Annotated in this window: 10 protein-coding genes; 2 read left to right on the plus strand and 8 right to left on the minus strand. The window is 73.2% G+C overall.

The features are described from left to right. From AB0G15_RS11565 to AB0G15_RS11575, 3 genes are all read right to left on the minus strand, one after another. On the minus strand, positions 1-602 hold a 602-nt coding region (locus AB0G15_RS11565; protein WP_362837711.1), incomplete at its 3' end, for an LLM class F420-dependent oxidoreductase. After that, complete coding sequence (locus tag AB0G15_RS11570; protein ID WP_362837713.1) at positions 599-1,768, minus strand: acetyl-CoA C-acyltransferase; 1,170 nt, start codon at positions 1,766-1,768, stop codon at positions 599-601. The genes AB0G15_RS11570 and AB0G15_RS11565, both read right to left, overlap by 4 nt. 35 nt (positions 1,769-1,803) lie before the next feature. Next, on the minus strand, positions 1,804-3,255 hold the full coding sequence (locus AB0G15_RS11575; protein WP_362837715.1) for a carotenoid oxygenase family protein: 1,452 nt from the start codon (positions 3,253-3,255) through the stop codon (positions 1,804-1,806). A 258-nt stretch (positions 3,256-3,513) separates the two neighbouring features. Between AB0G15_RS11575 and AB0G15_RS11580 the strand changes: the two genes are divergently transcribed. Further along, entirely contained in the window at positions 3,514-4,431 is a 918-nt protein-coding gene (locus AB0G15_RS11580) for a helix-turn-helix domain-containing protein (RefSeq protein WP_362837718.1), read from the plus strand. Between the two features lie 30 nt (positions 4,432-4,461). Here AB0G15_RS11580 and AB0G15_RS11585 read toward each other — a convergent pair whose 3' ends face one another. The 4 genes from AB0G15_RS11585 to AB0G15_RS11600 form a co-directional block, all read right to left on the minus strand. Next, positions 4,462-5,808 (minus strand): hypothetical protein, encoded by a 1,347-nt coding sequence (locus AB0G15_RS11585; protein ID WP_362837720.1) that lies wholly within the window; start codon positions 5,806-5,808, stop codon positions 4,462-4,464. Between the two features lie 258 nt (positions 5,809-6,066). Next, complete coding sequence (locus AB0G15_RS11590; RefSeq protein ID WP_362837722.1) at positions 6,067-7,620, minus strand: serine/threonine-protein kinase; 1,554 nt, start codon at positions 7,618-7,620, stop codon at positions 6,067-6,069. Next, positions 7,613-9,523 (minus strand): hypothetical protein, encoded by a 1,911-nt coding sequence (locus tag AB0G15_RS11595; RefSeq protein ID WP_362837724.1) that lies wholly within the window; start codon positions 9,521-9,523, stop codon positions 7,613-7,615. The genes AB0G15_RS11590 and AB0G15_RS11595 overlap by 8 nt, the downstream gene beginning before the upstream one ends. Positions 9,524-9,621: 98 nt before the next feature. Further along, positions 9,622-11,226 carry a protein kinase gene (locus AB0G15_RS11600; protein WP_362837726.1) on the minus strand — a complete coding sequence of 535 codons (1,605 nt, stop codon included), beginning with the start codon at positions 11,224-11,226 and terminating at the stop codon, positions 9,622-9,624. Positions 11,227-11,371: 145 nt separating this feature from the next. On the opposite strand from AB0G15_RS11600, the gene AB0G15_RS11605 reads away from it, so the two are divergent. Further along, entirely contained in the window at positions 11,372-13,072 is a 1,701-nt protein-coding gene (locus tag AB0G15_RS11605) for a class I adenylate-forming enzyme family protein (protein ID WP_362837728.1), read from the plus strand. A gap of 106 nt (positions 13,073-13,178) precedes the next feature. Here AB0G15_RS11605 and AB0G15_RS11610 read toward each other — a convergent pair whose 3' ends face one another. Beyond that, positions 13,179-14,027, minus strand: a complete 849-nt coding sequence (locus AB0G15_RS11610; RefSeq protein WP_362837730.1) for an arylamine N-acetyltransferase — start codon at positions 14,025-14,027, stop codon at positions 13,179-13,181. Positions 14,028-14,075: the final 48 nt, after the last annotated feature.

Raw genomic sequence — 14,075 nt, forward strand, 5'->3', positions numbered from 1 at the left:
AGCACCGGTACCGCCCCGAAGGCCGCGCGGAGGCCGGCGGTCAGGCGGGCGGCGGAGGCGGGCGTGATCAGGTTGAGCACCATCCGGTCGGCCGTCGCGGCGGTCCGCACGGCGGAGGCGCCGAAGGCGGCCACGGTCAGTTCGGCGCGGGGCGCCGGGAGCCGGAGCCGGTAGCCGCGACTCTTCACCCATTCACCTGAAAAATCGGATTTGTCGCCATCGAGTAGTGGCCTGAGCGCCCGTACCGTCTCCCGCAGTACGGCGGCCGACCGCGCCCGTGACCTGCCGTGCCACTCCTCGACGACGAGCGGGCTCGACGTGCCGACCGCCACGTTCACCGGCCTCCCGACGAGGCCGGCCACCGACGCCACCCCCATCGCGATCATCATGGGGTCCCGTACGGCCACCGCCAGCGGCCCGACGGTGAGCCCGATCCGGCCGGTGGACAGCCCGATCGCGGTGGCCAGCGCGAAGGCGTCGTAGGTGGCCATCTCGCCCACCCACAGCTCGTCGTAGCCCAGCTCGTCGGCGGCCCTCGCGGTCAGCAGGGCCTCCTCGGCCGGCCGGTCCTGCCATAGTCCCAGGGAGACGCCCAGCCTCACGCGACACGCTCCAGCAGCACGGCGGAACCGCTGCCCGCGGCCCCGCTGACCGCGGCGACGCCGTACCGGGCCCCGCGGCGTTCGAGCTCGTCCGCGCAGGCGGCGACGAGGATGGCCCCGGTGGCGCCGAAGGCGTGGCCCATCGCGATGGTGCCGCCGTTGACGTTGAAGCGGTCCTCGCCGACCTTCAGGTCCCGCTGGAACTTCAGGCACAGCGCGGCGAACGCCTCGGCGAACTCGTAGACCTCGACGTCGTCGGGGGTGAGCCCGGCCCTGGCGACGACCCGCTCGACCGCGAGCTGGCCCGCGGTGAGCATGGTGACCGGGTCGACGGAGGCGGTCGCGGTGCCCACGATCCTGGCCCTGGGCCGCAGGCCGAGCTCCGCGCCGGTCGTCCCGGAACCGACCAGGAGCAGGCCGGCCGCGTCGCACAGGCTGGGCGAGGTGCCCCGGGTGTGCAGGTGGCGCAGCTCGCCGACCTCGGGGCGGTGCCTGCGGACGACGGCGTCCTGGTCGTCCTGCCCGGCGAAGGCGGGTTCCATCGCGGCGAGCGCCTCCAGGGTCACGCCCGGCCGCACGTGCTCGTCGCGCCGCAGGTCGTTGACCGGCACCAGCGAGCGGTCGTGGCGCCCGGCGGCCCACGCCTCGGCGGCCAGGGTCTGGGTGCGCAGGCCGTACGCGTCGAGCTCCTCGCGTTCGAAGCCCTCGACCGTCGCGACCAGGTCCGCCGCGACGCCCATGTGGATCGACCCGACCCGGTCCACCACCGCGGGGTCGGTCCACAGCGGCCCGCCGTCGGAGAACATCGGCACCCGGGAGACCGACTCGACCCCTCCGGCGACCACGGTGCGGCTCTGCCCGGACTGCACGAGCGCGAAGGCCGTGCGGACCGCGTCGATGCCCGAGGTGCAGTAGCGGTTGACGGTCATGCCGGGCGCGTCGAAACCCGAGGTCAGCGCCGCGGTCCTGGCCAGGTTGCCGCCCTGCTCGGCGTTCTGCGAGGCGCAGCCGACGATCATGTCGTCCGCCCGCTCCACGCCGGTCCGTTCGCGCAGGGCGTCCAGGAGCCTCTCCAGCATGGTCAGCGGCGTCACGTCCGCCAGCCCCCCGCCTGGCCTCGCCTTGCCCCGGGGGGTTCTGACGGTCTCGTAGATGTATGTCGTCACCTGTTCCGGCTCCCGTCGAAGGTCGTGCGCGGGCCTCACGTGGCCGAGCCCCTCAGCTGGTCGGCGCGTACCCAGGTGGCGTGGAAGCCGAGCGGCACCCGCTGGGGCAGGACGATCCGGGCGATCGGCCCGGCGCCCAGGTTCGCCGCGTGCAGGACCTGCACCTCGGAGGTGCCCTCGCGCTCGTCGGTGACGAAGCTGACGAGGTAGCCGTCCTCCTCGTCCGTCGCGCCGTCGCGCGGCGCGAACGGGGCCTCGCTGCCGTAGCGGTGCTCGCCGTAGTGGTACGTCTCCTTGGCGCCGCTCACGTTGTCGTAGCGGACCAGGCCGTCGAAGAGATTGGTCGCGGCGTCCTTGACCGACACGTTGTAGGCGTAGCGCGAGCGCAGACCCGTCAGCCTGGCGTCCACCGAGGGGAACTCGGTGTTGTGGTCCGGGTCCACGAACCCCTCGGAGGTGCGGCCGGTGCGCAGGTCGAAGCGGTAGCGGTACATCCGCGCGTCGAGCTTGAGGTAGGAGATCATGCGGGCCAGCGGGCTGCCGCTCCCGGCGGGCGCGGGCCGGCTCACCCGGCAGACGTCCAGGACGATCTCCCCGTCCTCCTCCCAGGAGTTGACGACGTGGTAGATGTAGCAGGGTTTCGCGTCGAACCAGCGGATCTCGTGCGCCTGCCCGCGCCGGGGGATGACGCCGAAGCGCGAGGGCAGCTCCCGGTCGAACGTCAGCTTGTAGCGGCCCTGGCGGGCGGCGTCCATGTCCTGGTAGAGCGGCAGGTCCATGAGGATCGCGTGGTTCTCGGTGATCGCCATGTCGTGCGGCAGCCGCGCTCCCGGCAGCTCCAGCTCCACGCAGTGCTCGACCTGCCCGCCCGCGCCGACCACCCCGTAGCGCAGGTAGGGCCTGCGGGGCCCGTAGTCGAACCAGAACAGCTGCCCGGTCCGCTCGTCGACCTTGGGGTGGGCCATGAAGTCGCCGGTCAGCGTGTCGAGGAAGGTCTCGACGCCGAGCGTCTCCAGGCTGAGGGGGTCCATGCCGTACGGGGAGCCGCACAGGTACCACGTGGTGAGGACCTGGCCGCGATGGAAGATCACGTCGGTGTTGGCGGAGTCCTTCAGGCCGAGCCCGCGGGTGTTGCCGAACGGATTGCCCTTCGGGTTCTCCATCACGCCGGTCCACAGGGACCGCCCGGCCGCCGACTCGGCCTCGAACGCCCTGGTCCTGACGTAGCGGTTGCGGTAACGGGCTTTGCCGTTCTCGAAGTGCATCGCGTGCACCATGCCGTCGCCGTCGAACCAGTGGTAGCGCCCCTTCATCGGGAACCGCGCGTTGGGCCCGTTGCGCAGGTAGACGCCGTTGAGGTCCTTCGGGATCTCGCCGATGACCTTGAGGTTCTCGGCCGTGATCTCGTCCTGGACCGGCGCGTAGACGCCCAGCAGGTACGGATTCGGCTCGCCCGACTCGTCCATGACCACCACAGGTTCCGCCATGCCCTGACGCTATGATAAAAGAAGTCAGCCCGTCAATGACCGTTCTCCGCCCACGCGTGGCCGGGAGGGGCACCGAGCCGTCCGGGCGGCGCCGGGTTGGTAGTTTGGCGGTTTCGCCGGGAGTGGGAACGACCGTGCTCGCCGGAAACGGGCACGATCATGCTTGATGACGACGAACATCACCGTGTGCGTCGGAAACGGGTACGGCCCCGCCCGCCGGCGACGAGCACGACCACGCGACCATCGGGAGGACAGGCTGTGGACGGCACCGAGGGGGAGCCGCGAGCCGAGCTCAGTGCGATCGGGCAGGCGCTGGCGATCCTGGGGGACCGGTGGGTGCTGCTGATCCTGCAGCGGGCGTTCCTGCTGCGGATCAGGACCTTCGCCGGCTGGCGCGACGCGCTGGGCATCTCCGAGTCGGTTCTCGCCGCCAGGCTCAGGGAGCTGGTCGACCACGGCGTCTTCGAGCTGTCGGCGTACCGCGACGGCCGCACCCGCTACGAGTACCGGCTGACGGAGCGCGGGCTGCGGCTGTGGGCCCTGCTGGTGGCCATCCAGGCGTGGGAACGCGACTGGGTCGATCCGGGACGGCTCCCGCCGCTGCTGCACGAGCGGTGCGGCCAGGACGCCAAACCGTACCTCGGGTGCGGTTCCTGCCTGGAGCCGATGAGCGCACGTGACACTCGGACCGAGCCCGGCCCGCTGGCCACGTTCTCCAGGATCGGCCCGCCTCGGCGGCACCGCCGCACGGTCCGCTCCGACGCCCCGGCCGACCTGATCGGCTACTGCCCGGCGTCGATGGAGATCCTCGGCGACCGGTGGAGCACGAGTGTCCTGGCCGGGGCGTTCCTGGGCATCCGCCGCTTCGTCGACTTCCAGTCCGGTCTCGGCATCGCGCCCTCGGTGCTCACCGACCGGCTGCGCCGCTTCGTCGAGCTGCGCGTCTTCGACGCCCGGCCCGACGGCTCGTACCGGCTCACCGACAAGGGGCTGGCCTTCTTCGAGGTCTTCGCCTTCCTGGTCGACTGGGCCCAGCGCGAGCTCCCCGCCCCCGAGGGCTCGGCCCTGTCGATCACCCACGCGCCCTGCGGCGCCACCTTCCAGCCGGTCCTGCTGTGCCAGGCGTGCGGCCGGCCGCTCCAGCGGCGCGAGGTCCGTTTCGTCCTACCGGGGTGACGGCGGTCCGGGGCTCGTCTCCGGCCGCGCTCATTTCCGGCCGCGCAGCGAGTCGACCGCCCAGCGGGCCGCCTGGAGCGCTCCGGCGTATCCTCTGCCGCCGGCGTCCGGAACGGTGAACCGGTGATACTGCAGGGCCGTCACGACGTTTCCCGCCCGGAGGACGACCACCGAGTTGACGCTCGAATGGCCGTTGCTGAGCTGGTAGACGTAGGCCTCGTCGCCGAGACCGGGCACGTCGGCCGGAGCGCTCACGATCCGCGTGTCCTTCGCGTCCCTTGAGCGGAGGCGGAGGTAGGTGGCATGGGCGAGCGCCGCTTTCGGCTCGCGGACGACGGTGATCTCCAGCGTGTTCCGGAGGCTGTCGGGCGCGGTCGGGTCCGCCGCGTGCCAGGCGCACGCCGTTTTCTTCCTCGACGGGGAAGGCGCGAGGTAGAGACGTCCGGCGTGTTCCCCCGAGATCAGGGAGCACGGGTCCGGAGCCTTCGCGAAGAAGGTGGGCAGCGGAGCCGGAGCCGCGCTCCGCGGCTGGGTCGCGGGGCGGGGCCAGAGCCAGAACGCCGTACCGCCGACGGCCAGGAGGGCGAGCGCGGCGGCCACGGGAAGCAGGTGGCGGGGGCGGGACCTCGCGGGGCGGGAGGTGAGTCCCTGCAGGACCGTGCGGGCCGTGGTGGCGTCCGGGCGGTGGGCGGGCCCGGTCGCCAGCAGGCCCTCCAGCAGCGGGGCCAGCGGGCCGGAGCCCGTCGCACCGGAGTCCGTCGCGCCGGTGTCCCCCGCGGCGGGTCCGGCTCCGCCGGCGTCCCCGGAGGCGGGGGCGATGCCGCCCGCCGGGCGCGACCCGGTGTGCGGCCCGGTGCCCGGGGCCTGTCCCTCGACGGCGGTGAACAGGACGGTGCCCAGGTCGCGCAACTCGTCGGTGGTGTCGAAGATGGCGAAGTCGGTGACCACGACCCTGTCGTCCGGAGTGAGGAGCACGCTCTCCGGGCCGGCCAGGAGATGGACGCCCCGCCCGTGGGCGGCGGTCTGCGCGTCCAGCACGTGCAGCCCGACCTCGGCCGCCCGCTCGGCGGTGAGCGGTCCTTCGGCCCGGACGGTACGCAGCACCGAGCGGCCCTCGACCGACTCCAGGATCAGCCACACCCGGTCGGGGAAGGAGACGACGTCGTGCAGGGTGATGACGTTCGGATGCCTGAAGTCGGCCGCGGCGCGGATGCGGCCGAGAAGCCGGTCGCGGTGCGGACCGGGCGGCGGGAGCGATATCCCGGTGATCGTGACGTCGCGCTGGAGCAGCTCGTCGCGGGAACGCCAGCTGGTCCCGGCCTGGTCGCGGCGCTCCAGCAGCCGGTAGCGACCGGCCAGCAGGTTCGGATCGGTCATGTCGGTCGTCCGGGGGAGGTGGGGGCGAGCGGTGCCTGTCGTCCGGGTGCGGCGCCGAGCCGTGTGGGCCGTCCGGGTGCGGCGCCGAGCGGTGCTTGTCGTTCGGGTGCGGCGCCGAGCGGTGCTTGTCGTTCGGGTGCGGCGCCGAGCGGTGCCTGTCGTCCGGGTGCGGCGCCGAGCCGTGTGGGTGGTCCGGGGGCGGTGCCGAGTGGTGTGAGTCGTCCGGGTGTGGCGGCGCCGAGCGCGGGCCGGGGGCGCTCAGTCACGGCTGTTCAGCCTCTCGGCGACCTGGCGGGCGACGCGGAGGGCCTGCCCGCGCAGCCCGGCGTCCGGGCGCTCGCCCTCCCGCGACACGTCGACCTCGACCAGCAGGTTGCTGATCCGGAAACGAACCGTGGAGTTGACCCGGTCCAGCACGATCACGTCGTAGACGAAGGCCTCCGCGCCCAGCCGGCCGACGTTTCTGAGGGCGCCGGTCTCGCCGAGGAGGCCTTCCCCCCGATCGGCGACGATCCTGGTGCGTTCGGAGGCGAAGAACTCGTGGGCCACCTCCGGGGCGGCCTTCGCCCTCACGGGTTCCTTGCGGGTCAGCGAGAGCCGTAACCAGCGCGCCTCCGTCGGGCCGCCCCAGGCGCAGCGGGCCTCCCCTTCCTTCAGCCCTTCCGCGGGTTCCGGAGTGGAGCCGGGCGCCACGGCCCGGCTCTGGGCGGCGGACAGCAGCGAGCAGGCGTCGGGCACGGTGGCGAACCGTCCGGTGCCGGCCGCAGGCGGCGCCGGGGACTGGGACCCGGACGCCTCGGGGTCGCCCGCGGTCGTCGTCAGCAGTACCGCCCCGGTCGCCAGCACCGCCACCGTGACCAGCGCGGCCCCGGCGATCAGGCCGGTACGACGGCGCGAGGCCACCCGCCTGCCGGGCACGGTCTCCTGCGTGGAGAGGGGCGAGCCGGGCAGGGCGGGCGCGAGCTGGGAGAGCGGCTGCGCGGGCAGTCCCTGGGAGACCTGCCGCAGGGCGGCGCGCAGCCCGGCCTCTCCCGGGCGCTGCCGGGGATCCTTGGCCAGCGCCGCGACGAGCACCGGAGCCAGGTCCCCCGCCCGGCGGGGCGGGGGCGCCTCCTGGGTGAGGATCGCGCCGATGGTCGCGGCCGAGGTGTCGCGACGGAAGGGGCTGCGGCCCTCGACGGCCGTGTACAGGGTCGCCCCCAGTGACCACAGGTCGGTGGCCGGGCCGTCGCCGCCGCGCAGCCGTTCGGGGGCCATGTACGCGGGGGAGCCGACCAGGGCGTCCGGGGAGGTGAGCTGGACGTCCCCCTCCACGGTGGCGATGCCGAAGTCGGTCAGCAGCACCCCGCCGCTCCTGTCGAGCATGATGTTGGCCGGCTTCACGTCGCGGTGCACGATGCCCCGGCTGTGCGCGAGGGCCAGCGCGTCCAGCACGGCCAGGCCGATCATGGCCACCCGCCGCGGCGGCAGCGGTCCCTCGGCCTGGACCGCCTGTTCCAGCGAACGGCCGTCGACCAGGTCCATCACGATCCACGGGCGGCCGTCCTGCGCCACGACGTCGTGTACGGCCACGATGGACGGGTGCCCCAGCCTGGCCGCGGCGCGCGCCTCGCGCAGGGTGCGCTCCCGCGCCTCGGCGCGCTGCGCCTCGGGCAGGTTCGGGTCGAGCTTGACCTCCTTGATCGCCACTTCGCGGTGGAGCAGCTCGTCGCGAGCCCGCCACACCACGCCCATCCCTCCCGCGCCGAGCCTCGCGATCGCCCGGTAGCGGCCCGCCAGCACGGGCAGCGGGCCCGTCATCCGATCAGTCATCGGTCTTCAGGGACTCGGTGAGCCAGCGGGCCACCTTCAGCGCGCCTTCGGAGATCTTGCCGTCGGGGTCCTCCTTGACGCCGCCCCGCTCGTAGTCGACCTCGGCGATCAGGTTGCTGATCCGGAAGACCACGGTCGCCTTGTAGGAGCCTCCGTACAGGTTGATGGAGTTGTACGCGCCGGAGGTGAACGCCTCCTCGCCGATGCCCCGCAGGTCCTTGGGCGGCAGGGGCTTGGGAGTGGTGAACTGGCCCTTGTCGACGAGGTCCTTCTTCTTGCCCGCCAGATACTCCCTGGCCCTCGCGACCTCCGACCCGTCCTGCTTCTGGGCGATCAGCCGGACCCGCAGGTCGTACTTCTCGACGTTGGGCTTGCGCCAGTCGTGCTGGTTGAGCCAGTTGCAGACGGAGCGCTCGACCTCGGAGCTCTTGAAGCCCGGCACGACCTCGTTCACCTGCTTGTCGTCGAGCAGGCTGCAGGCTCGGGGGACCGTGGCGAAGCGGCCCTTGGCGCCGGAGGGCTCGGCGGCGGAGAGGTCGTCGTCCGAGTTCGCGACCACCGAGGTGAGAAGGACGCCGATGGTGACCGCCATGCCGAAGAGCAGCACGCCGGTCAGCGCCACGACCGGCCGGGGTACGAGCACCCCCGTCGTCCGCGTCGGCCGCTCGGTGGGCGCGTCCCCCGCCGCGGGGGAGGGGTGACGGGCCGGCTCGCGTGAGGCGGGGGCGTCCGGCGGGTTCGGGCGCGGTGGCGTGGAGCCGGGCGCGCCGGAGGGGAGGTGTCCCCCCTGGGGTGTCACCTGCCGGGGCGGTCCCTGCGGAGGTGATTCCCGATGAGGCGGCCCCTGCTGGGGGGAGCCGGGGTGGGGCGGGCCCTGGTGGACGGCGTCCTGCTGCGGCGGGATCGAGGGCGGGGCCTGCCAGACGATCGGCGTTCCCGGGGAGGAGGAGAGCGCGACCTGCGAGGGGACGGGGACGTCCTGAGGGGGGAGCTTCGCCGTGATGGCGGACATCTGCTCGGTCAGGTTCTTCCTGAAGGGCGCGGTCACCTCGCTCTCGTTGACCGGAGCGGTGCCGTCCTCCCCCTGCCCTCCGGGGGATCCGGAGGCCCCGGGGGCTACGGGACTCCCGGGCGGCGCGGTCGTGCCGAACCCCTGGGGTCCGGCCGCGCCCGGCCCTGTCATGTCCGGCCCTGTCATGTCCGGCCCGGTCGCGGTGGGCCCGGTCGTCCCGGGTCCCGTCGCGGTGTGCGGCCCCGGCGTCCCGGGTGCCCCGGGTGTTCCGGGACCCTGGAAGGACGCCTGCCCGAAGGCGGCCGGGCCTCCGGGGGCCGGGGTTCCGGGGGCGAAGGGAGGAAAGGGGCCGGAGGGGGCGGACACTCCCGGATCGGGGGTTCCCGGAACCTGGGGAAGCGAGCCCCCCGGGGGCGGCGGGAACGCGCCCGGGAGGGGTGGAGCGGCCGGCGGTTCGGGACGGTACTGGGAGACGTCGATCAGGGCGCCGCGCAGGACGCCCGGGTCGGGCCGCTGGGCGGGGTCGCCCGCGAGCAGGTGGAACAGGACGGGCGCGATCGGGCCCGCGTTGTCCAGGGAGCCGCCGGGCGACGGCGGACGGCCCTCGACGGCGGTGTAGAGGGTCGCGCCGAGCGACCACAGGTCGGCGGCCGGGCTGGTCACCCCCTCGGGAGAGGTGAAGAGCGAGGAGGGCAGGGACGGCGCGGCGAGGACGATCTGCTCGTACGGGCCGAGCAGCACCGAACCCGGCCGCACGTCGCCGTGCAGCATGCCCTGCCTGTGCATCGCCACGAGCTGGTCCAGCACGGCCACCCCGACCACCGCGGCCTGCTGCGGGGACATCGGCCCGAACCGGGCGATCACCTGTTCCAGGGAGCTCTGCTCAAGCATCGGCGGCCCCTCGGCTCCGGCGATCCCGGGTCCCGGCGCGGGGGGAGCGGTGTGCCCGCCCGCGTGCCTGCCCTGCGATCGAGGGACGTCTGGATGGTTCATCCGCTCGCTTTCTGCTTGTTCAACGCGTTCGCGATCCACGTCGCGGTGGTGTGGGCGCCCGCCTGGATCGCCGGGCCGTCCTTGCTGCCGTCCACCACGGTGTAACCGACGTCGAGGACGAGGTTGTCAACGCGTACGACCACGTAGCTCTGCTCCAGCCTGCCGGTCTTGCGATTCTCGTAGACGTCGTAGCCGAACGCCTCGTCCCCGACGGGTTTCACCGTCCTCGGCGCCGTGGAGCGGGAGGAGCGGATGCCGGCCTGGATCTCCGGCCAGCTCCAGGCGTTCTCCCCGCTCGGTATGGCGCTCTGGCGCCGGTTCACGAACAGCTCGTGGGCCTGCCGGGGGCTCTTGCCCCACTGGTCGGCGCCGGAGAGACGCACCTCCAGCCCCATGCCCCGTGCCGGCCACTGGCAGCCGCCGTCGTTGGTCGGCTTGCCCTCGCCCGCCAGCGCGGGCAGCAGCTGCCTGGCCATGGCGCCGGGAATGAGCTTGCACACGTCCACCGGAGTGGCGAAGGCGCCGGGACTCTCGCTGAGCCTGACCCGCTTCTCGGCGGCCGTGGGGTTCGAGGTCAGCAGGAACGTCACTCCGAAGGTGACCCCGATGACCACCGCGATCCCGGCCGTCTCGGCGGCGGCCCACAGCGCCGTGCGGCTCCGGCGCGGCTCGGCGGAGCGGGCGGAGACGAGGGCCGGGGACGGCGAGGGCGCGGGGGGCACGGAGGACCCGGGGAACGCGGGGGACGCGGGGGACGCAGCCGGGATCCCGGTGACCGTACGACCGGCGGCCAGCTCTCCCAGGGCGTGGGCGACGGCCTCGAAGGACGGCCGGGCCTCGGGGACCGGGTCGAGCATGCGCGTCAGCAGCGGGCCCAGCTCGCCCGCGCGCTCCGGCGGCCTCGGCGGCTCGGTGAGCACCCGGCTGATCGCCGCGATGGGGGTCTCCGCCGGGTGCGGCGGCACCCCCTCGACGGCGAAGTAGAGCGTGGCGCCGAGGGACCACAGGTCGGAGGCGGGGCCGCCGCGCTCGCCGCGCAGCCGTTCTGGCGCGATGTAGTTGGGCGAGCCGACCAGGTGGCCGGTCCGGCCGGAGGTGGCCTCGCCGTCGGCGACCGCGAAGCCGAAGTCGGTGAGGACGGCCTTGCCGGTCCTGGTGAGGAAGACGTTGCCCGGCTTGACGTCGCGGTGGACCACCCCGGCGGCGTGGGCGGCACCGAGCGCGCTGAGGATGCCCACGCCGATCCTGGCCGTCTGGTGCGCGGGAAGCGGACTCCGGCCGAGGACGGTCTGCTCCAGGGACGAGCCCGACAGCAGCTCCATGACGAGCCAGGGCCGGTCCTGGTCGATGACCACGTCGTGGACGGTCACGATCGAGGGGTGTTTGAGCCGGGCGGCGAGGTTGGCCTCGCGGATCGCCGAGGCGAAGACCTCCTGCCGCCTGACGGGGTCGAGGTCAGGCGGAAGCCGTACCTCTTTCACGGCCACGTCGCGGCCGAGCGTCTCGTCGGTGGCGAGCCAGACCGTGCCCGCCCCGCCCTCGGCGAGAGGGTTGAGCAGCCGGTAACGGCCTGCCAGCACTCGAGTGTCGATCCCGCTCACCCCGTTCGCTTATCCCATCGCGGACAGCAACATAGTCACTTACCGGCACATGAACCAATGAACGATGATTCCACCCCATCCATTGACCCCTGGCTTCTGTTTTCGTAGTGTCACGAGCACTCCCCACGACGTCCCTGGAGCCGCGATGAAGCGCCTGCACACGCAAGAGCGGATCGACCACTACACCGCCGGCGGCTGGTGGACCGGAGACACGATCGACCGGCTGCTCCGTGCCCAGGTGAGCGCCCGCCCAGGCGCTCTCGCGATCGCCGACCCGCCCAACAAGGCCGACCTGCTACCAGGCGGGGTCAAGAGGCTCACCTGGGCCGAGCTGGACGCCGAGGTCGACCGGGTGGCGGGGGTGCTGCGCGGCCGGGGCGCCGGACCCGGGGACGTGGTCGCCGTCCAGCTGCCCAACAGCGTGGAGCTCGCGGTCACCTTCCTGGCCGTGATCAGGGTGGGCGCGGTGGTCACCCCGTTTCCCGTGCAGTACCGCGAGTACGAGCTGAACCAGCTCTGCGCCCTCGCCGGGGTCACGATCTTCGTCACCTCGGCGGCCGCCGCCGCCCGCGTGCCTACGATCATCCCGTCCCTCACCTGGGGCGCCGGCCTCGACACCGCCACCCCCCTCGACACCGTCCCCACTCCGGACGCCCCTTCCGGCGGGCCCGACCCCTCCTCGCGCGAGCCGCAGCCGGGATCGCTCTCACACGAGGGGCAGGGCGTCCCGTACGAGGCCCACCCCGCCGACCCCGTCACGATCTGCTGGACCTCCGGTACCGAGGCCACTCCCAAAGGTGTGCCGAGGTGCCACTACGACTGGCTCGCGGTCGCGTCCACCTGTGCCGAGGCTCCCGGGCTCACCGAGGACGACGTCATCCTCAACCCCTTCCCCATGGTCAACATGGCGGGGATCGGCGGCGTCTTCCTGCCCTGGCTGAAGACCGGTGCGGTGCTCGTCCAGCACCACCCGTTCGACCTGCCGACCTACCTCGGGCAGATCGCGGCCGAGGGCGTCACCTACACCCTGGCCCCGCCCGCGCTGCTGACGATGCTGCTCCAGCAGGAGGCGGTCCTCGCCAGGACCGATCTCACCACGCTGACCCGGATCGGTTCGGGTTCGGCGCCGCTGCCGCCGCCGATGGTGAAGGGCTGGCAGGACAGGTACGGCATCGCGATCATCAATTTCTTCGGTTCCAACGAGGGCGTCGCGCTTCTCTCGGACCCGGTGCGCATGCCCGACCCCGAGGACAGGGCCCGCTTCTTCCCCCGGCCCGACGCCCCGGGCACCACGTGGCCCGGCACCCTCGGCGCGACCAGGACCAAGCTGGTCGACCCCCTCGGCGAGGAGATCGTCGAGGCCGGGATCCCCGGCGAGCTCCGCCTGTCGGGGCCGACCGTCTTCTCCGGCTACCTGCCGGGCACGGCCGCCGCCGACCCGTTCGACGAGGACGGCTACCTGAGGACCGGCGACGTGTTCGAGATCGCCGGAGAGCAGGGGCAGTACCTGCGCTACGTCGACCGGGCCAGGGACCTGGTCATCCGGGGCGGCATGAACATCGCCCCGGCCGAGCTGGAGGCGCTGGTCTCCGGGCACCCGGCGGTGGCCGAGGTGGCGGTGGTCGGCTACGCCGACGAGGTCCTCGGCGAACGGGTCTGCGTCGTGCTCGTCCCCAAGCCCGGCCAGACCGTGGATCTCGCCTCGGTCGTGGAGCACCTGCGGGGCAAGGGCATCGCCTCGTACAAGCTCCCCGAACGCCTGGAGATCGTCGAGGCGCTGCCCCGCAACCCGCTGGGCAAGATCCTCAAGCGGGAGCTGAAGGAGTCGCTGGCGGCGGACGGCTGAGCCCCGCGACCCCCACCCCGGCGGCCGTGGCCCTCCGCGACCGGGCCGCCGGGAGGACCGGCCCGCGCGGGCCGTCCGGAGGCGGGGCCGTGCCCTGCCCGAGGAGTCAGTACGAGTCGGACCACTCCTCGTGGGCGGTCCACAGGCGCTGCCACAGCTTGGCGCGTTCGGCAGGGGTGACGTCGGGCAGGGACAGGCCGAAGACGTCGGCCAGCATCTCGAAGTACTCGCGTTCGGTCCGCGCGGTCAGGGTGTGCTCGCGGTCGCCGAGACGGGTCAGGACCAGACCCCGCATGATGTCGACACCGTTCGCGTCGCGCCGCTGGACCGTGGCCACGCGGACGAAGCCCGACTCGGGCGAGGTGGAGAGGAACCGGTGCATCGCGGCGAACTCCGGCATCCCGGCGGGTCCGGCGCGGAAGTCCATGCCGAGGAAGTCGCCGCGCGGGTCGTGGTCGAACCGCCACCCTCCGGGTGCCACCTCGGAGGGACGCAGGCCGTAGGTGAAGGGTCCCTGCCGGTACGTGCCCTCGACGAGCGGGAGCGGGTCGTGGATCGCGTCGCCCAGGCCCTGGTCGACCAGCCACTCCCCGCCGGGATTGCCCGGAGCGGGAAGTCCCGAGACCGTGAGCACGAGGTGACCGCCGTCCACGTTCGGCGGCCCCCCGGCGCGGCCCTGCACCCCGCCGAGGTGCCGGGTCACCCGGTAGCCGAGCGCCTTCAGCAGCAGGGAGAAGGCCCCGTTCAGGTGGTAGCAGTAGCCGCCCCGGCCCCGCACTATCCGCGCGGCCGACTCCACCGGGTCGACGGTCGTCGGGCGGCCCAGCCAGATCTCCAGGCATTCGTAGGGCACACGTTCCACGTGTGCCCGGTGCAGCACATGCAGCGACTCCGCGCTCGGAGGTCCGTCGACCTTCACACCGATCCTGCGCAGGTAGGCGGGGACATCGATCACTCCGTCACGGTAACGCCGAGGCGGGCGCGGCCCGGCGGTATACCGCGG

It is taken from the genome of Streptosporangium sp. NPDC023825 (assembly GCF_040639575.1).
Classification (GTDB): Bacteria; Actinomycetota; Actinomycetes; order Streptosporangiales; family Streptosporangiaceae; genus Streptosporangium.